Source organism: Phytohalomonas tamaricis, assembly GCF_003012345.1.
Lineage (GTDB): Bacteria > Pseudomonadota > Gammaproteobacteria > Pseudomonadales > Halomonadaceae > Phytohalomonas > Phytohalomonas tamaricis.
Genome location: NZ_PVRV01000024.1, coordinates 494,628 through 514,262, shown reverse-complemented (window position 1 = coordinate 514,262; position 19,635 = coordinate 494,628). Strand labels below are relative to the sequence as shown.

The 19,635-nt window shown below is 54.6% G+C and carries 16 protein-coding genes; 14 read left to right on the top strand and 2 right to left on the bottom strand.

Features of this window, described 5'->3' with window-relative positions; genetic code table 11:
* The first annotated feature begins 5 nt into the window (after positions 1–5).
* The 9 genes from C3Z11_RS16130 to tilS all read left to right on the top strand — a co-directional run bounded on the left by C3Z11_RS16130 (position 6) and on the right by tilS (position 10,842).
* Positions 6–512, top strand: a complete 507-nt coding sequence (locus tag C3Z11_RS16130) for an OmpH family outer membrane protein (RefSeq protein WP_106478947.1) — start codon at positions 6–8, stop codon at positions 510–512.
* Between the two features lie 24 nt (positions 513–536).
* Positions 537–1,598, top strand: coding sequence for a UDP-3-O-(3-hydroxymyristoyl)glucosamine N-acyltransferase (gene lpxD / locus C3Z11_RS16125; protein WP_106478946.1), 1,062 nt, complete (start codon positions 537–539; stop codon positions 1,596–1,598).
* 105 nt (positions 1,599–1,703) lie between these two features.
* Positions 1,704–2,147, top strand: coding sequence for a 3-hydroxyacyl-ACP dehydratase FabZ (gene fabZ / locus C3Z11_RS16120; RefSeq protein ID WP_106478945.1), 444 nt, complete (start codon positions 1,704–1,706; stop codon positions 2,145–2,147).
* The gene (gene lpxA, locus C3Z11_RS16115) at positions 2,144–2,911 is read left to right on the top strand and encodes an acyl-ACP--UDP-N-acetylglucosamine O-acyltransferase (RefSeq protein ID WP_106478944.1); all 768 of its coding nucleotides are present in this window, start codon (positions 2,144–2,146) and stop codon (positions 2,909–2,911) included. Before fabZ ends, lpxA begins: the two co-directional genes overlap by 4 nt.
* Before the next feature lie 10 nt (positions 2,912–2,921).
* Positions 2,922–4,067, top strand: coding sequence for a lipid-A-disaccharide synthase (gene lpxB / locus C3Z11_RS16110; RefSeq protein WP_106478943.1), 1,146 nt, complete (start codon positions 2,922–2,924; stop codon positions 4,065–4,067).
* Positions 4,064–4,669 (top strand): ribonuclease HII, encoded by a 606-nt coding sequence (gene rnhB / locus C3Z11_RS16105; protein WP_106478942.1) that lies wholly within the window; start codon positions 4,064–4,066, stop codon positions 4,667–4,669. The genes lpxB and rnhB overlap by 4 nt, the downstream gene beginning before the upstream one ends.
* A 48-nt stretch (positions 4,670–4,717) precedes the next feature.
* Positions 4,718–8,230: a DNA polymerase III subunit alpha gene (dnaE, locus tag C3Z11_RS16100; RefSeq protein WP_106478941.1), complete on the top strand. Its 3,513-nt coding sequence runs from the start codon at positions 4,718–4,720 to the stop codon at positions 8,228–8,230.
* A 188-nt stretch (positions 8,231–8,418) separates the two neighbouring features.
* The gene (accA, locus tag C3Z11_RS16095) at positions 8,419–9,369 is read left to right on the top strand and encodes an acetyl-CoA carboxylase carboxyl transferase subunit alpha (RefSeq protein WP_106478940.1); all 951 of its coding nucleotides are present in this window, start codon (positions 8,419–8,421) and stop codon (positions 9,367–9,369) included.
* 168 nt (positions 9,370–9,537) lie between these two features.
* Complete coding sequence (tilS, locus tag C3Z11_RS16090; RefSeq protein ID WP_106478939.1) at positions 9,538–10,842, top strand: tRNA lysidine(34) synthetase TilS; 1,305 nt, start codon at positions 9,538–9,540, stop codon at positions 10,840–10,842.
* Here the strand turns inward: tilS and C3Z11_RS16085 are convergent.
* Complete coding sequence (locus C3Z11_RS16085) at positions 10,825–12,330, bottom strand: Ppx/GppA phosphatase family protein (RefSeq protein WP_106478938.1); 1,506 nt, start codon at positions 12,328–12,330, stop codon at positions 10,825–10,827. The genes tilS and C3Z11_RS16085 overlap by 18 nt on opposite strands.
* A 144-nt stretch (positions 12,331–12,474) precedes the next feature.
* Between C3Z11_RS16085 and trxA the strand changes: the two genes are divergently transcribed.
* Both trxA and rho read left to right on the top strand, forming a co-directional pair.
* Positions 12,475–12,801 carry a thioredoxin gene (gene trxA / locus C3Z11_RS16080; protein ID WP_106478937.1) on the top strand — a complete coding sequence of 109 codons (327 nt, stop codon included), beginning with the start codon at positions 12,475–12,477 and terminating at the stop codon, positions 12,799–12,801.
* Positions 12,802–13,203: 402 nt separating this feature from the next.
* The gene (gene rho, locus C3Z11_RS16075) at positions 13,204–14,463 is read left to right on the top strand and encodes a transcription termination factor Rho (protein WP_106478936.1); all 1,260 of its coding nucleotides are present in this window, start codon (positions 13,204–13,206) and stop codon (positions 14,461–14,463) included.
* An 80-nt stretch (positions 14,464–14,543) separates the two neighbouring features.
* Here the strand turns inward: rho and C3Z11_RS16070 are convergent, their stop codons facing one another.
* Positions 14,544–16,295, bottom strand: a complete 1,752-nt coding sequence (locus C3Z11_RS16070) for an alkaline phosphatase D family protein (protein WP_106478935.1) — start codon at positions 16,293–16,295, stop codon at positions 14,544–14,546.
* A 133-nt stretch (positions 16,296–16,428) separates the two neighbouring features.
* On the opposite strand from C3Z11_RS16070, the gene ubiD reads away from it, so the two are divergent.
* The 3 genes from ubiD to folM are packed head-to-tail and all read left to right on the top strand — an operon-like array spanning position 16,429 to position 19,431.
* The gene (gene ubiD / locus C3Z11_RS16065; protein ID WP_106478934.1) at positions 16,429–17,919 is read left to right on the top strand and encodes a 4-hydroxy-3-polyprenylbenzoate decarboxylase; all 1,491 of its coding nucleotides are present in this window, start codon (positions 16,429–16,431) and stop codon (positions 17,917–17,919) included.
* Positions 17,920–17,977: 58 nt separating this feature from the next.
* Positions 17,978–18,721: an FAD-binding oxidoreductase gene (locus C3Z11_RS16060; protein ID WP_106478933.1), complete on the top strand. Its 744-nt coding sequence runs from the start codon at positions 17,978–17,980 to the stop codon at positions 18,719–18,721.
* Entirely contained in the window at positions 18,718–19,431 is a 714-nt protein-coding gene (gene folM, locus C3Z11_RS16055) for a dihydromonapterin reductase (RefSeq protein WP_106478932.1), read from the top strand. The genes C3Z11_RS16060 and folM overlap by 4 nt, the downstream gene beginning before the upstream one ends.
* The last annotated feature ends 204 nt before the right edge of the window (positions 19,432–19,635 follow it).

Sequence of the window (19,635 nt, the reverse complement as noted above, 5' to 3'; positions counted from 1 at the left end):
AGTAGATGCGTAAGTTGACATTGGCCTTATGTCTATCAGGTATAATGGGAAGCATGGCCATGCCGGCGTTGGCTGATGATATCGCCGTGCTCGATTGGCAGCAGGCGTTACTGCAAACCAACGCAGCTAAGCAATCGATGAATGAACTCAAGAATCAGTTGGGTAGCAAACAGCAGCAGGTTCAATCGCTCGGTCAGGAAGTGCAGCAACTGCAGGAAAAGCTGCAGAAAAATGGCGATGTAATGTCAGATTCCGAGCGTCAGAATCTGGTTAAACAGCTGCGTCAGAAAGGCACTCAGTTTCAGCAGCAACGTGCTGAGCTCGAGCAGGCACGCCAGCAGAAGGAGCAGCAGTTCCTGAAAACAGCCAAACCTAAACTCGACAATGCGATTGAACAGGTTGTTAAGCGCCATAATGTACAAGTGCTCGTCGACCGCAATAGTGTTATCTATTCTAAAGATTCGCTCGATCTCACCCAAGAGGTCACGAATGCTTTCAATTCGAACAACTGAAGGGTAGCGCCTGCACCCTGACCAATGAATACGAACGCCAAGCACACATATACACTGTCTGAGCTGGCCAGCGCATTGGGCGCTGGCTTGATCGGGGATGGCGAGCGTCGTGTTAGCGGCCTCGCCACGCTTACCGATGCTGGCCCAGATGACATTGCCTTTCTGGCTAACCGCGCTTACCTAAAGTACCTAGGTACTACACGGGCCGCGGCAGTTCTGCTGCATCCATCCTATGCTGAGCACTGTTCTATGCATGTGCTGACTTTGGAAAACCCATATCTCGGTTATGCTCATTTGTCGCATTTTTTTGATCTGTCACCGGTAGGCTCGGTGCCCGGTATCGATGCTACAGCTGTCGTCGATGAGAGCGTGAGCATTGGTGAGCGCGTCTCGATCGGGCCCGGTGCTGTCATAGGCGCTAATGTCACGCTTGGTGATGATGTCATTATCGGACCCGGTTGCAGCGTAGGGCCCGACTGTGAAATCGGTGCGCGATCTCTGCTACATGCCAATGTCACGCTCTATTATGGGGTCGTTATTGGCAAGCGTGCCATTATCCATAGCGGGGCTGTGATTGGCGGCGACGGATTCGGTTTTGCACATGACGGTAGCCAGTGGCACAAGATCGCACAGATCGGTGGTGTCGTGATCGGCGATGACGTCGAGGTGGGCAGTTGTACCAGTATTGATCGCGGTGCGCTGGGCGATACTGTCATCGGCAATGACGTTAAAATCGATAGTCAGGTGCAGATCGCTCATAATGTACATATTGGTGATCACAGCGCACTGGCAGGATGTGTCGGCATCGCAGGATCGACCCATGTAGGCCGTCAATGTCTGCTCGGTGGCGGCGTAGGATTGGCTGGCCATCTGGAGATCTGTGACGGTGTTCAAGTAACAGGCATGAGCCTAGTCACCAACTCCATTGAGGTGCCCGGCGTTTATTCGTCAGGAACAGGCTCGATGCCTAACAAGCTCTGGCGCAAGAATGCGGTACGTTACAAGCAGCTCGATGATATGGCCAAGCGTCTGACACGCCTTGAGAAGCTAGGTCGAGGTGATAAAAACGACGCGCAGGGCGAATAAGCGGCTTTGCGTATTCTGCGGTGCGAGTATAATGCCCGCCCGTTGTCGCCTGTTATATGCCTGCCCTGAGGCAGGCATTTCGTTATTCTAAAGGTTTTAATACCCATGGTAATGGACATTAACGAGATACAAGAGTATCTCCCGCACCGCTATCCTTTTCTGTTAGTTGATCGTGTTACTGAGATTCAGGAAGGCGAAAGTATCAAGGCATACAAGAACCTCAGCATTAACGAACAGTTCTTCAGCGGGCACTTTCCTGGGCATCCGATCATGCCGGGCGTGATGATCATCGAGGCATTGGCGCAGGCCGCCGGTATCCTCGGCTTCAAGACGGTCGACAAGCGTCCCGCCGATGGCTACATCTATTATTACGTGGGTAGTGATAACGTGCGCTTTAAGCGTCCGGTATTTCCAGGCGATCGACTGTGTCTGGAGGCGCGTATGCTCAAGGCACGTCGTGGTATATGGAAATTCGCTTGCCGCGCTCACGTGGACGGTGAACTCGTTTGTGAGGCTGACGTGATCTGTGCCGAGAGGAAGATCGCTTGATTCATTCAACCGCCATCATCGACCCAAACGCACGGCTTGCCGACGGCGTCGAAGTCGGGGCGTTCAGTGTCATAGGACCCGATGTCGAAATCGGTCCGGACTGCATAGTCGGCCCCCACACGTTGATTAAGGGACCCACCACGATGGGTGCGGGTAACCGCATCTTTCAGTTTGCCTCGATTGGCGAGGATTGTCAGGACAAGAAGTACAACGGCGAGCCGACTCGACTTGTCATTGGCGACAACAATATCTTTCGTGAAGGCGTTACCGTTCATCGCGGCACTGTTCAGGACCGTGGACTCACGGCTATTGGCAGCAATAACCTCTTCATGGCCTATGCACATGTGGCTCATGACTGCGTGATTGGCAATAACTGCATCATGGCCAACCAGGCGACATTGGGTGGGCACGTCACGATTGGCGATTACGCCATTCTTGGTGGTCTTTGCGCTGTTCATCAATTCTGTCATGTCGGTGCGCATGCCATGTGCGGTGGTGGATCAATCATCACCAAGGATATTGCCGCGTATGTCATGGTTAGCGGCAATCCAGCCAAGACCCACGGGATCAATGCCGAAGGCCTTAAGCGGCGTGGTTTTGATAGTGAAGCCATCAGCGCATTGCGTGACGCCTATAAGCGCGTATTTAGAAGCCGACAAACGCTGGCCCAGGTACTCGAGCAACTCGAGAGCCAGACACTTGCACCGGAAGTTCAGGTCTTTGTCGATTCATTGAGAGCCTCGTCACGAGGTATCACGCGCTAGGATTTTGATCATGCGTGTCTTTCTTGTGGCTGGCGAGCTCTCTGGCGATATCCTTGGTAGTGGCTTGATGCGTGAAATGAAAGCGCGTCATGGCACCGTTGAATTCCGTGGTATCGGTGGCCCGCGAATGATGGCGGAAGGGCTGGATGTGTTGTATCCGCTTGAAACGTTATCGGTGATGGGACTTGTCGAAGTTCTCAAGCATTTGCCGCGTTTAATTGGCGTGCGTCGCCACCTGCGCCGTGCGGCGCTTGAATGGCATTCCGATGTCATGGTGGGCATTGATGCGCCCGATTTCAATTTGGGCCTCGAACGTCAGCTGCGCAATACGGGCATGAAAACGGCGCATTATGTCAGTCCTTCCGTGTGGGCGTGGCGGCAAGGGCGGGTCAAGACCATCCGTGAAGCGGTCGACCAGATGCTGACATTTCTGCCCTTTGAGGCAGGATTTTATGAACAGCATAAGGTACCGGTAACGTTCGTCGGTCATCCGCTGGCTGATGAGTTGCCGCTTGATAATGATCGGCGTGCCGCAAGAGAAGCGCTCGGTATCGCTGCAGACGCTAAGTTGCTGGCTGTGTTGCCGGGGTCGCGTGGCAACGAGATTCGCTATCTTGGCCCTACCTTTATCGACACCATCAAATGGCTGCGCCAGGAACTACCTGACCTCGAAGTGGTCATCCCTGCAGCTACGCCGATGCGACGCAGTGAGCTGGAAACGCTGGGCGCCAGCACGCTTAATGTGCATCTGCTCGATAGTCGCTCCTGGGAAGCGATGACAGCTGCCGATGCCGTCTTGCTCGCTTCGGGGACGGCCGCACTTGAAGCGATGCTTTGCCATCGCCCCATGGTGGTCGCTTACAAGATGGCGCCGATGACCCACACGATTGCCAAGCGTATGGTCAAGACACAGTGGATATCGCTGCCCAATCTGATTGCACGCGAAACGCTGGTGCCTGAATTGATTCAGGATCAGGCCACGCCTGAATCCATTGGTGCGGCACTGTTGCCATTGCTTACCGATGAGACGGCTAATACGGAGTTGACGCAGCGCTTTCGCGCCATGCATGTCGATCTTCAACGCAATGCCAGCGCGCGTGCAGCCGATGCGGTGTTGGCATTGGGACGCTCATCCTCGCGGCAGGCCATGCCATGAGCGTGTTTCCGCCGTTGGACATTGCTTATGACGGTAGTTTATTGGCCGGGGTCGATGAAGTCGGACGTGGACCGCTGGTGGGCGCCGTGGTTGCGGCGGCGGTAATTCTGGATCCAGACCGGCCTATCGCGGGGTTAACCGACTCCAAGGCGCTCTCGGCGCAAAAGCGTGAGAGGCTTGATCGGGAGATCCGCGATAAGGCGCTCGCGTTTGCCGTAGCGGAGGCAAGTCCGGCAGAAATTGATGAATTGAATATTTTTCATGCTACGCATCTCGCCATGTGCCGTGCCATTGACGCCCTGACCCCTTGTGCCGAGTATTTGCTGGTAGACGGTAATCGGCTACCGGGGCATCATTTGCCCGGACAGGCTGTGGTAAAAGGCGATGCCCGGCATGCCGCTATTGCCGCAGCGTCGATTGTGGCCAAGGTCATGCGCGATGCACAAATGGTGGCGCTTGATGCGCGTCATCCTGATTATGGGTTTGCCCGGCACAAAGGCTATCCCACGCGTGAGCATCTTGCGGCGCTGGAACGTTTTGGGCCTTTGCCTGAACATCGCCGTTCCTTTGCACCAGTCAAACGCCAGTTTGAGCTGTTCTGAATTTCTTTCGAGGTGTTTGCATCTCGTCAATAACTTATCGAGTGTTCCATGACGACGCCATTCGTACATCTGCGCGTACACAGCGAATATTCACTTGTCGATGGATTGGTTCGCCTTAAACCGTTAATCAAGGCGGCCGCCGAAGCGGACATGCCCGCGTTAGCGTTAACTGACGAGGCCAACCTGTTTGGCTTGGTCAAGATGTACAAAGGCGCGCAAGGCGCTGGGCTCAAACCGGTTATCGGCGCCGATGTGTGGCTACATAATCCCTTCGATGAGAGCCATCCCTATCGTCTGACACTGCTGGCGATGAATAATGACGGCTATCGTCATCTTATCGAACTGATTTCGCGCGGCTGGCAGGAAGGCCAGCATCACGGGCGTGCCATTCTGCATAAAGAGTGGATATTTGCGCAGAATGAAGGGCTGATTGTCCTGTCGGGTGCTCGTGAAGGGGAAGTCGGTCGTTTTCTATTGATTGATCACGTTGATACGGCGCGTGAACTGCTGGCCGAATGGCAGCGCTTCTTCCCTGACCGCTTCTACCTCGAACTGCAGCGTACTGGACGCCAGTACGACGAGGAGTGCGTTCATCTCAGCGTCGAGCTGGCGATGGAGACCGATACGCCGGTGGTCGCCACCAATGACGTTCGTTTCCTGACCCGCGACGACTACTGGGCGCATGAAACTCGTGTGGCTATCGGTGAGGGTAAGGCGCTTGACGATCCCAGGCGTGTCAAGCGCTATTCAGAAGAGCAGTATTTTAAGTCCCCCGAAGAGATGGCCGAGCTATTTGCCGATATTCCCGAGGCAATCGAGAACACGGTGATGATTGCGGCGCGATGCAGTGTCGATGTGCGCATGGGCGAGTACTTCCTGCCGGAATTTCCGGTGCCGGAAGGCATGACCATGGACGAGTTCTTTCGCAAGGTTTCCCATGAAGGACTCGACAAGCGTCTCTATCAGCTATTTGACAGGCCCCAGGCGATCTACGCTGATCGAGACCGCGCCGAGCATGAGCCGGAATACCGCAAGCGGCTCGACTTTGAGCTCGATATCATCATTCAGATGGGCTTTCCCGGCTACTTCCTGATCGTCATGGACTTCATCCAGTGGGGGAAGAAAAACGACGTGCCGGTCGGACCGGGACGTGGTTCAGGTGCGGGCTCGCTGGTCGCCTATGCGCTCGAAATCACTGACCTTGATCCGCTTGAATACGATCTACTGTTTGAACGCTTCCTCAATCCCGAGCGTGTTTCCATGCCCGACTTCGACGTCGACTTCTGCATGGAAAAGCGCGATAGCGTTATCGACTACGTCGCCGAGCGCTACGGTCGTGAAGCCGTGTCGCAGATTGTTACCTTTGGCACCATGGCGGCCAAGGCAGTTGTGCGTGATGTGGCTCGTGCCCAGGGCAAGCCTTATTCCTTGGGTGACAAGCTCTCCAAACTGATCCCGTTCGAAGTCGGGATGACGCTGGCCAAGGCGGTCGAACAAGAACCGGCGCTTAAAGAATTTGTAGAAAACGATGAAGAAGCCCAGGAAATCTGGGAGATGGCGCTCAAGCTTGAAGGCATCACACGCGGCACCGGCAAGCATGCCGGTGGTGTGGTTATTGCGCCGACCAAATTGACCGACTTCTCGCCGCTTTTATGTGACGAAGAGGGTAACGGCCTGGTCGTTCAGTTTGATAAGAACGATGTTGAAGAGGCCGGGCTGGTCAAGTTCGACTTTTTGGGCCTGCGCACGCTGACGATCATCGATTGGGCGCTGGAAATGGTCGATGTGATTCGCGCTCGCGAAGGTGAAGCGCCGCTCGATATTGCGGCAATTCCGCTTAAAGACAGCAAAACCTTCGATATGCTGAAGAAGGCTGAGACTACAGCCGTATTCCAGCTTGAATCACGCGGCATGAAAGAGCTGATTAAACGGCTGCAGCCCGACTCGCTCGAAGATATGATCGCCTTGGTGGCTCTGTTCCGTCCCGGTCCACTTCAGTCGGGGATGGTTGATGATTTTATCAACCGTAAGCATGGTCGTGCCGAACTGTCTTATCCACACCCCGATTATCAGCATGAGTGGCTGAAACCGGTGCTTGAGCCTACCTACGGCATCATCCTGTATCAGGAACAGGTCATGCAGATTGCTCAGGTGCTCGCCGGCTATAGCCTTGGTCAGGCTGATATGCTGCGTCGCGCCATGGGTAAGAAAAAACCTGAGGAGATGGCCAAGCAGCGTTCTGGCTTCATGGAAGGGTGCGCCGCAAACGGTATTGATAAGGACTTGGCGGGCAATATCTTCGATCTGGTCGAGAAGTTCGCCGGCTACGGTTTCAACAAGTCGCACTCGGCAGCCTACGGCTTGGTCTCTTATCAGACGGCATGGCTTAAAGCGCACTATCCGGCGCCCTTCATGGCGGCGGTTATTTCCACCGAGATGCAGAACATCGACAAGGTGGTGCCGTTGATTGAGGAGTGCCGACGGATGGGGCTGACGGTCACGCCGCCCGACGTCAATATTGGTGCCTATAAATTCAGCGTTAACGAAGACGGTCAGGTCGTCTATGGGCTGGGGGCGATCCGTGGTGTCGGGGAGGGGCCGATCGGTGCCATCGTCGAGGCGCGTCAGGCTGATGGACCGTTCAAGGATCTTTTTGACTTCTGTCGCCGTGTTGATGGCAAGCGTATGAATAAGCGGACCTTGGAGGCGCTGATACGCTCAGGGGCGCTGGATCACCTCGGGCCATCCCGTGCCGTGTTGATGGCAGCGCTTGAAGATGCGCTCAAGGCCGCATCGCAGAGTCATGCTAATGCCAGCTTGGGCATGGTAGATATGTTCGGTGAGGCTTTCGCCTCTGAAGAAGATAAAGAGGAAGGCGATCGTTATGCTGACTATCGCCGCATGCGCAACTGGACTGATCGTGAACGCCTCTCGGGTGAAAAAGATACGCTGGGGCTTTACCTGACGGGCCACCCGATTGATGAGTATGAGGCTGAGCTCAAGCGTTTCGTTGCCACGCGCATCGTCGATCTCAAGCCGTCAAGGGAGCCGCAGCGCGTCGCAGGATTGGTTGTGGCGATGCGCACCATGAAGTCCAAACGCGGCGAAACGATCGCTTTCGTGACGCTTGATGATCGTACCGGCCGCATCGAGGCGTCGCTGTTCGGTGAGCTTTACGACCAGGTACGTGGGCAAATCGCTTCCGATCAGGTCTTGATTCTCGAAGGAGAAGTCTCAAGTGACGACTACTCCGGTGGCTTGCGCCTGCGCGCCAAGGAAGTCACGCCCATGGCGGCGGCACGGGCGCGCTTTGGCGAAGCGGTCGAGCTTTGTGTCGACGGTGCACGGCTCAATGGCCGTTTTTCGTCCTCGCTGCGTGATAGCTTGAGCAAGCATCTGGATCAGGAAGGGTTACCGATACGGCTTAAATATCGTAATGCCTTGGCCAGTGGTTGTTTCGAGCTGGGGGCCGAGTGGAAGGTTTCACCATGCGATGAGTTACTGATTGCTCTGACGGAAGTCGAAGGGCAGGAAAATGTCCGGCTGTGCTATCGTCAGTAAAACTTAACGAATAGCGGCAGTGAAAGTAGGACTGCTGCTTGCACCGCTTAAATACCATGAGATAATGGCATATTTGCGCCCGGCCGTGCCGATTCGCTCATAACGAGTCGTTCATGGTATGGGTATTATGGTTCAGGTCGCAGCCTGACCGCACACATTCAGGTTGCCCGCGACGACAAAAGAGCCTTATGAATCCGAACTATTTGGACTTTGAACAGCCGATCGCTGAGCTACAGGCCAAGATCGAAGAATTGCGTCTGGTTGGAAACGACAGCAAGATCAGCATCAGCGATGAGATCACCAAGCTTGAGGAAAAAAGCCGCAAGCTGACTGAACAGATATTCCGGGATCTGACGCCTTGGCAGGTATCGCAGCTTTCTCGTCATCCCCAGCGTCCCTATACGCTTGATTACATCGATGAGCTATTTACCGAGTTTGATGAGATGCACGGCGACCGTAACTTCGCTGATGATGCTGCCATCGTTGGCGGTACCGCGCGTCTTGATGACCGTCCGGTAATGATCATCGGGCATCAGAAGGGGCGTAACGTCAAGGATAAAGTGCGACGCAATTTCGGTATGCCGCGCCCCGAAGGCTACCGTAAGGCGTGCCGTCTGATGGAGACGGCTGAGCGCTTTAAAATGCCGATATTGACCTTCATCGATACGCCCGGTGCTTATCCAGGTATTGACGCTGAAGAGCGCGGTCAGAGTGAGGCGATCGCCTACAATCTTGCGGTCATGTCACGCCTAAAGACACCTATCATCGCCACGGTCATTGGTGAGGGCGGCTCCGGTGGTGCCTTGGCAATCGGGGTGTGTGATGAATTGCAGATGCTGCAGTTCTCGACCTATTCGGTTATTTCGCCGGAGGGTTGTGCCTCGATTCTTTGGAAAAGCGCCGATAAAGCTCCCGATGCCGCGCAGGCGATGGGAATCACGGCGTCACGTCTTCAAGAGTTGGGTTTCGTTGATACATTGATCAATGAGCCACTCGGTGGTGCGCATCGCCATCCCGTTCAAACGGGAGAGCGTGTCAAGAATGCACTGTTGGCGAGCCTTGAGCGTCTTGATGGGTTAAATACTGAGGCGTTGCTCGAACGTCGCTATGCGCGATTGATGAGCTACGGCGCACCCTGAAGCAGTATTTGCCTGTATCAAGTAGTATCAAAAAGTCGATGTGGCTGACTATGGTGTTGGCCGCATCGATTTGTTTTGAACCGTTACTGCGTGGTTAGCCCTTTCTTTACTGATTAAGCCCAGCCTTTTGTGTTTCTGGTCTCTTCTGGACACGACTGAGGTTCATGGATGGATTTGTCAGCATATATCGATGATGCCCTAAAGGAAAAGCCACCGCAGGGTACGGTATGGGTTGCGCTTTCTGGCGGGTGCGATAGCGTTTGTTTGCTTTATCTCGCTGTCCAGGCACGTAAGCGACATGCTTTCAATCTCCGTGCGTTACATGTTCATCATGGCCTTCAGGCTGCAGCCGATACGTTTGCTCAGCACTGCCAAGCGTTATGTGCGTCACTTGATGTTCCACTGATACTGGAATATGTCGCGCTTGATGCCTCGCAAGGGGGCAGTCTTGAAGCGCTGGCGCGCGAAGCACGGTATAACATATTTTTATCGCATGTCGGACGCAATGATGTGCTGTGGCTGGCTCATCATCGTGACGACCAGGCCGAAACATTGCTGCTGCGCATGCTACGCGGTGCCGGCGTAACCGGCCTTGGCGCAATGCCAGCGTCGCGTACCTTGGGTGAGGGACGTCTGGTGAGGCCACTGCTGGAAGCAGGACGCGATGAGTTGCGTCGTTATGCCAGGCAACATGCTTTATCCTGGGTAGAAGATCCAACCAATGATGATGTGAATTTTGACCGTAATTATATCCGTCATCGTGTGATGCCGGTGCTTGATGAGCGTTGGCCAGCCTCTGTTGTACGGTTGGCGGCCACCGCTCGACATGCCCGTGACGCTGATGTGCTGCTTGCGGAGTTTGCCGCGCTGGATCTTGAGCAGATGGGCGGTAACCCAGCGCGATTATCCTGTGCGGCATTACTTGAGCGCTCCGAAGCGCGTCAACGCTTACTGATTCGTCACTGCCTGGTATGTCTAGGCTTGCCTTTGCCGGCTGAGCGTCAGTTGCAAACGTTGATCGCAAGGATTGGTGTGCGTCATGACAGCGAGGCGCATGTTATCTGGCCGGGCGGGGAGGGGCATGTTTGGCGCGGCACGCTTCTCTTTCATGTTCCGCGAATACCATTACCGGCTGACTGGATGGAAGACTGGGATGGTTTTTCACCGCTACGCACGCCAGGCCATACATTGTACTACCAGTTAAACCGTGATGATGGTGCGTACGAGACTGTACGGGTAATGTCCCGTCGAGGGGGTGAGCGTCTGCGGAGGGGAGGGATGAGCCGACGGCTTAAGACGCTTCTACAGGATAATACTGTGCCTCCCTGGGAGAGACGACAGCTGGTGTTGGCCTGGCACGGCAAGGAACTGGTTGCCGTGCTAGGCGAGACGTTTACGCTGACGGCAGATGGATGGCAGGCATCTCTTAAACGTCATGGTGAACGAAAAACATCGTCAAGTGACTATTTTTAGAGTAAACCCCGCCTCCTGCTGATAGACGCACTCGCGCGTCAGATCATCAATCAGTAGTGGCGTCGTGGCTTGCTCCGGTAACTTCAGCGTGAGCTCTTCACCTTTACTGTCGAGCGTAAAGCCTTCAACCGGCTGGTCATGTCGAGCATGATTGAGCACTACGGCAAGACGCAGTAAACGTGCAATTTTGATGCAGCGCTGGCGATAGTTCTGTGTGAGAACTCCGGCTTCCTTAAGTGGAAACTTGCGCCGATGGGCACGGACCAGAAAGGCGAGAGCGCTCTGTTCGGGGCGAGAGAACCCGGCCAAGTCGGTATTCTCGATCAAGTATCCACCGTGTTTATGAAAGCGGCTATGGGATATGGCTAAGCCGACTTCATGCAGCCGCGCTGCCCAATTCAGGAACAGGCGTGACTCATCATCAAGCTGCCATTTATCTCTAACCTGATCGAATAATTCAAGCGCACACGTGGCAACGTTGTGGGCATGGTGCGTGTCAATATCAAAGCGCTTGGCCAGGGTTTCAACGCTGTGTTGGCGCGAATCCTGCGGCGTGTTGCGTCCAATCAGGTCATAGAGAACACCGTCACGCAATGCCCCGTTGGCATAGCGAATGACATCGAGCTCAAGGGCCTCGAACACAGCGGATAAAATGGCTATGCCAGCAGGAAAGACGCGCGCACGATCCTCTTTGAGACCATCCATCGCTACCTTGTCGAGACGACCGCATTCAATCAGTCGCGCTCGCAGCGCCATTAAGCCCTTGCGTGTAATGCCGGTGCCATCACCAAGCTGAAGTGCACCAAGAACAAGCGCAGCAGCCTTTATAGTGCCTGATGTGCCAACGGGATCATCCCAGCCGAGCGCAAGATAGTTTTTGCGTATATTGGCAAGTTCAGAAAGCGCCTCGCGTTCAGCAGCACGCATGTGCTGCTCAGTAATGAGATCATCTTTAAAAAAGCGCTTGGTATAGGTCACGCAGCCCATTTCAAGACTTTCGAGCGCGAGTGGGTCGAAATGTTCGCCAATGATCAGCTCGGTTGAGCCGCCACCGATATCGACAATCAAGCGCTTACCATGCACATCGGCAAGCGCATGAGCAGCGCCAAGATAGATCAAGCGTGCTTCTTCACGTCCGGCAATAATTTCGATCGGTTGGCCTAAGACAGCTTCAGACCGGGCAACGAATGTCTCACTGTTGGCTGCGTTGCGCAGCGCATTGGTGCCAACAATTCGGATATTGCACGAGTCGATACCTTTCAAAAAGACAGCAAATTGCGAGAGACAGGCAAGCGCACGTTCCATGCTGGTATCGGTCAGGCAATTATTATCGTCAAGCCCCGCAGCTAACTGGACCTTTTCACTGCGCTTTTCAATGACGTGAAATTGACCATCGACATGATGTGCAATTAAAAGGTGGAAGCTGTTAGAGCCTAAATCGATTGCCGCCAAGCGGCGTAAGGCGTCACCAGTTTGGTGATCGTGCATGAGCCAATTCCCTTAGCGCAGTGCTAATATTTTCCATTAAGCCAAGGTTGCGGCTGTCCGGGGAAGTTGTCAATTCCTCTGCTATGCTGGAAGTGTTATCTTTTGGTTGCGTTAGCTGACCATGTATAAATACAGAGGTAGAAGATGAATGCTCCTATCGTTGCACTCGATGAGCAGAGCTTCGAGCGCGAAGTTATAGAACATGCTGGTCCCACGCTAGTAGAATTTTGGGCGAGCTGGTGCGGTCCATGTACCATGCTTTCTCCCGTGCTTGAAGAAATCGCCAACGAATACGAAGGGCGTATCAAGATATGTAAGGTTGATGTCGATCAATATGCTGATTTGGCTGCCCGTTATGGTGTTCGTGGTGTACCGACACTGACGTTATTTGTTGACGGAAGCGTAGAAGCGACCAGGGTGGGCGCCTTGCCCAAGGCGCAATTAAGCAGTTTTCTTGATGACAATCTTTAGATTGGTTTTCCAAATAGCATGATACGGTGTGTCATAACATTTTCATGGTAAGGGCTTGCGTTGGCGAGCGCCCTTGACTACCATCGAGATGTTCGCCTGTTCCAATGCTTTTCGGCCGCCCAGCAGCGGTACCCCAAGTCGTCAGCCAGCCCGCACGTTCTTTTTGTCTTTAACTTTTGGTTTTTGATAAGAAGATAAAGACCAGGCGATATAAAGATCAGTACCCCCCTCGATGCCAGTCTCGTCCTGAATGTTCTTTCTGACATTCGTTTGCCGAGCATGTCTGTCGAGTGGAACGACCTCCGGGCTCTGAACGCACCGGGCGGCACATGACCACCGCCTCCTGTCCTAGCTGCTTTCCCTGTTGCCATGCTGACACGAGCGATTTTCTGAACAAAGCCGATGAATCTTACCGAACTTAAGCAAAAAACTGTTCCCGAATTGTTAGAGATGGCCCAGGAAATGGGCATCGATAATCTGGCTCGTTCGCGGAAGCAGGACATTATCTTCGCGATACTCAAAAAACACGCCAAAAGCGGCGAAGACATTTATGGAGATGGCGTCCTGGAAATTCTCCAGGATGGTTTCGGTTTTCTGCGCAGTGCCGATAGCTCTTACCTCGCCGGTCCCGATGATATCTACGTTTCGCCTTCCCAGATTCGCCGTTTCAACCTGCGCAAGGGCGACTCTATTTCCGGTAAGATTCGCCCGCCGAAAGAGGGCGAACGTTATTTCGCGCTGTTGAAGGTCAATCAGATCAACTTCGACAAGCCCGAGAACGCCAAGCACAAGATTCTGTTTGAAAACCTCACGCCGCTGTTTCCGCAGGAACGCCTGCATATGGAAATTGGCAACGGTTCAACCGAAGACCTAACCTCGCGCATCATCGATCTGACGTCGCCTATCGGTAAGGGCCAGCGTGGCCTGATCGTCTCGCCCCCCAAGGCGGGTAAGACACTGATGTTGCAGAATATCGCCAATTCGATCACTCGCAACAATCCCGAATGCCACATGATTGTGTTGCTGATCGATGAGCGTCCGGAAGAAGTGACCGAGATGTCGCGCACGGTACGTGGTGAGGTGGTTGCGTCGACCTTCGATGAGCCACCGGCACGGCACGTCCAGGTCGCTGAAATGGTCATCGAGAAGGCCAAGCGTCTGGTCGAACATAAGAAGGACGTGGTGATTCTGCTCGATTCCATCACCCGCCTGGCGCGTGCCTATAACACCGTCGTGCCGTCGTCTGGCAAGGTGTTAACGGGTGGTGTCGATGCACATGCACTTGAAAAGCCCAAGCGCTTCTTTGGTGCGGCACGTAACATCGAGGAAGGCGGCAGTCTCACTATTCTTGCCACAGCGCTGGTCGATACTGGCTCCAAGATGGATGAGGTTATCTTCGAGGAGTTCAAGGGCACCGGTAACATGGAAGCCCACCTTGACCGTAAGCTGGCCGAGAAGCGCGTCTTCCCGGCGATGAATATTCGTCGTTCCGGTACGCGTCGTGAAGATCTGTTGTGCAGCGAGGATGAAATGCAGCGCATGTGGATTCTGCGTAAGCTGCTCAATCCGATGGAAGATGTCGCTGCGACCGAGTTCCTCATCGACCGCCTTAAGGATACCAAGACCAATCTTGAGTTCTTCGAGGCCATGAAAAGGCGTTGACCTGCCGGTCAGGCTAAAAACGAGGGGCGGCATAAAAAGCCGCCCTTCGTGCGTTCAGCGCAGCGGGAATGAGCTTATCGTTATACCGCCTCGAGACTTGCGTTACCGGCCAGTGTGCGCCAGGTCGGCCCTTCAATGACGGTATAGTTCCGAGATTTGACGGTATCGATGAAGTACCAGGCAGCGCGTGCTTCGTCGCTAGTGAAATCGACGATCAGGAAGCCCCGTTGCGAGAGGTTGGCGTAGCGCAGGTCGTCGATCAGCACCGTCAGTGCTTGAGCCAGGGTATCGACATTGATGTCGCCGAGATAGCTTTCCATTCCGGGCGAGCTGACCGAGCTTACGGCGAATTCGACACCGACCGCTGTACCATCCTGACGGGTCAACAGTGATGCCCAGGCGTTATGGGTATCGCCAGCGAGCACCACGAGGTTAGCGCCGGCCTGCTGGAAGACCGCCAGTGTGCGCTCCCGTGCCGCGGCATAACCATCCCAAGCGTCCAAGTTATAGGGCAGCACGGTATCAATGCGTGACTGTTCGCTGGCGCTGAGAGTGTCCCCCTGCGTCTGGCGCTGTTTGAGTTCGACATACTCGTTGACCAACAATTGCAGTGAATCGGCGTCAGCGTCCCCGGCATAGACCTTCTGCAATTGAAACAGCAACTCTGCAGGTAAAGTCATGCGGGCCATCAAGACTTGTTGGCCGAGCACTTGCCAGCGCAGCGATTGCGTTTCGGCGACTGCTGCTTCTAGCCACAAGCGTTGCGTTTCGCCGAGCAATTCGCGCGTCGGGTCGGCCAGGTCACTGGTGAGTGAGGCAGCGTCGAGCTGGCCGTCGCTGCTGATGTAGTTGGTGTAATCGAGCTGTTGATCACGTGCGATGAGTCGGGTATCGAGCATCTGCAACGCCACCAGATCACCGAACCGGAAGCTTCGATAAACGATCGCCTCATTACCTTCGCTGGCCGGACGGATCGGCAGCCACTCAAAATAGGCCTGTAATGCCTGTACCTTGCGGGCTGTGAAGTCGCCTTCTCCATCGTTGTGATTCTCTGCGCCACTTTCCCACGTGTCGTTGGTCACTTCATGGTCATCCCATACGACGATCCAGGGTAGAAGGGCATGCAACGCTTGCAGATCAGCATCGCTATGATAGAGGGCATAGCGCTTGCGGTAATCGTCCAGTGACAACAGTTCCGTATCGTTATCCTCAGCCAGGGCGCGACCCAGTGTATCGGCATCGCCGGTCGCGTACTCTCCCATGCCATACTCATAAAGATAATCGCCAAGGTGGACGACGGCGGCAAGGTTCTGGCTGTCGGCCAGGTCGGCAATTGCGGCATAGGCATGGAAGTAGCCCGCCGGATAGTTTGAGCAGCTGACCACCGCCAGCCGGACCTGTTCAGTGGTCAGCGGTAGCGTCGCAGTGATCCCTGTCGGCGAAACCACTCCAGCAGCGCGGAACCGATAATAGTAGCGGGTGTCCGGTAACAGGTTGCGTACGTCGATCTTGACGGTATAGTCGTGGACGGCACTAGCAGTCATTTGCCCGTCATGAGTCAGATCAGTGAATGCGGCATCACGGGCTACCTCCCACACGACATCGATATCACCGCCTTCATCAAGTGGTGTGATACGCGTCCATAGTATTACGCTGTCGCTGAGCGGGTCGCCACTAGCGACACCGTGCTGGAATTTCACCGCAAGGGTATTGCCGTCCTTCGTATCGTTGTCATCGCTGTCGCTACAGCCGGTCAGACCGAAGGAGACGGACAGCGCACCTGCCGTTAGTGCGGATACTTTGAGAAATTCGCGTCGAGTCAGTTTGGGCATGGTCGGGAACTTGAGTGAGTTAGAGGATGGCGATGATAGGGCTGGTTCATGACGTCGACGTGACCGTGTGGCAGCATTCATCCAACGCGTTGGGTGATACTCTGAAGCCATTCAAACAGACAGGAAAAGCCACATGAAATATAATGACTTGCGTGAATTCGTGGCGGCCCTGGAGTCGATGGGCGAGCTTAAGCGCATTACCGCCGAGGTCGACCCTTACCTGGAAATTACTGAAATCTGTGATCGCGTGCTGCGCTCCGAAGGCCCAGCGCTGCTGTTTGAAAACGTTAAAGGCCATACCATGCCTGTGCTGGCCAACCTGTTCGGCACACCAAAACGTGTTGCGTTGGGCATGGGGCAGGATTCGGTTGCAGCGCTGCGTGAGGTCGGCGAGCTGCTTGCCTTTCTCAAGGAGCCTGAGCCGCCCAAGGGTTTTCGCGATGCCTGGGACAAGATGCCGATTTTCAAGCAAGTGATGAGCATGGGGCCCAAGCGGATCAGGAAAGCGCCCTGCCAGGACGTTGTGCTGGAAGGCGAGGACGTCGATCTAGATCGCATCCCTATTCAGCACTGTTGGCCAGGTGACGCTGCGCCATTGGTGACCTGGCCGCTGGTAGTCACCAAAGGACCGCACAAGAGCCGGCAGAATCTTGGCATCTATCGGCAGCAGAAAATCGGCAAGAATCGTCTGATCATGCGCTGGTTATCGCATCGCGGGGGGGCGCTCGATTTTCTTGAATGGCAAAAGGCCCATCCTGGCGAGCCGTTCCCGGTTGCGGTAGCGCTTGGGGCTGATCCGGCAACGATTCTCGGCGCGGTGACGCCGGTCCCCGATACGCTCTCTGAGTATGCCTTTGCCGGATTGCTCCGTGGCTCAAAGACAGAACTGGCAGCCTGCAAGCATGCCGACCTTGAAGTGCCGGCATCTGCTGAAATTATTCTTGAAGGATTCATCTATCCTGATGATACGGCGCCGGAAGGACCGTTCGGTGACCACACGGGGTATTACAACGAAGTCGATACCTTTCCGGTCTTCACCGTCGAGCGCATCACGCATCGGCGCAATCCGATCTATCATTCTACCTATACTGGTCGTCCACCTGACGAGCCAGCGGTGCTTGGCGTAGCACTCAATGAGGTATTCGTGCCGATCCTGCGCAAGCAGTTTCCAGAAATTGTCGACTTCTATCTGCCGCCAGAAGGGTGCTCTTACCGTCTTGCGGTAGTGACGATGAAAAAACAATACCCGGGCCATGCCAAGCGCGTAATGATGGGCGTGTGGAGTTTTCTGCGCCAGTTCATGTACACCAAGTTCGTGATTGTCGCTGATGATGATATCGATGCACGTGATTGGAAGGATGTGATCTGGGCGATGACCACGCGGATGGATCCGGCGCGTGATACTGTACTGGTTGAAAACACGCCGATCGATTATCTCGATTTTGCCTCTCCCGTCAGTGGCCTCGGCTCTAAGATGGGGTTGGATGCGACGTCTAAATGGCCAGGTGAGACTGATCGTGAGTGGGGCGTACCGATTGCCATGGATGACGATATCAAAGCGCGCGTCTCGGCACGTTGGGATGAGTTCGCCATTTTTGCCAAAACAGAGTTTCCTGAGCGCTGAGTTTCGGCAGGATTGATCTGCAAGCGCTGATGAGGCTCACGATGTTAAAGAGGATGCGATGACGGCCAGGACGCTGACCTGTCTGATCGAGACACTGGAAACCTTGAGCCCGGAAATCTACCGGGTATTTTTGCGTGGCGAACCGGATGAGGTAATGCACGCGCCGGGTCAGTATCTTGAAGTGCGTATCGATGATGCGTGGGTACCTTTTTCGATCGCCAATGCGCCTGATAGCGCCGGAACGCTTGAGTTGCATATCCAGTATGTAGCGACGAGCGAGAGTTCATTGCGTCTGTTCGAAATGCTGCGCGCCGGTCAGACCCTTGATATTCGCTTGGCCAGCGGTGAGTGTGTATTCGAACTCGACGATCCGCGTCCGCTCCTGTTGATTGCCGCCGGGACAGGTTTCGCTCAAATGAAAGCCATCATTGAGGCAGCATTGGCACATGATCCGAGTCGCGTCATTGAGCTATGGTGGGCAGGGCGTCAGCGAGAGGACCTTTATCTTGAGAGCCTGCCGCGTCACTGGGCCGAACGTTATCCTCAGTTCAGCTTCTATCCGGTCATTGAGCAGCCGGGTGAGCATAGCTTCGACGGCGTGGTGGCACGCATCGACCACGCCTTAAGCGAACGTGTTTCCAGTACGCGTGATGCCAGCATCTTTATTTCCGGCTCGCCGGGCATGGTCTATGCCGTTGTCGATACGCTTGAGGCAATTGAGCCGTTAACGGAGCGTGTTTTCTCTGATGTGTTCAGTTACGCACCGCGTGACACACCGCCATCAGCACGAGGGCAGTCATGAGCCAGGCCCCGATTCTGATTACCGGCGGCGCTCAGCGCCTCGGGCGCTACTGCGCCGAACGGCTGCACGATGATGGACATCCGGTCATCATTACCTATCGCCGCGAGCGCGAGGCTGTCGAGGCGTTACGCAAGCAGGGCATTCAGGCCATTCAGGCCGATTTTTCCACGGATACCGGAATCGCAGCGTTCATTGATCATCTTGGCGAGGCGACGCCACGGCTACGGGCGATTATCCATAATGCCTCACAGTGGCGCGCTGATATTGATAATGATGAGACTGGCCAGGCATTTGAGGCGCTGTTTCGCATCCATATGCAGGCACCTTATATGATCAATATGCGCTGTCGTGAGCTGCTCGAAGCTTGCCAAGAACCGATGCGTGACATCATTCATATTACCGACTATGCGGCGCAGAAAGGTTCACGTAATCATGTGGCTTATGCAGCGACCAAGGCCGGGCTTGATAATCTGACGCGCTCCTTCGCTGCGCTTTATGGCCCGTCTATCAAGGTCAATGCCATTGCACCGGCGTCCATCATGCTAAATGAGGATGATGACGACGCCTATGCAGACTATTTGCGTGACAAGTCGATCATGGCTACAACACCTGGACCTGCTGTCATCTGGCAGAGTGTGCGTTATCTGCTCGATAATCCTTTCGTCACAGGTGTTACATTACCTGTTGACGGCGGCCGTCATGTGAAGTGAACTGTTAAAGTAGTCGATACAGGTACATAACCATAACGGTTAACAAACAATAAACAGGAGGCGATATGGATACAACGCATGCGCTTCAACGCAGTGAGCGAGTTGGGTTTATCGGTTTGATAGCGGGCTTGGTTATATTGGCGTCTCTCAGTGCAGTGCCTACTATCCTTGTCTGGACCAGTTTCTTTTCCTGAGTCGTATATT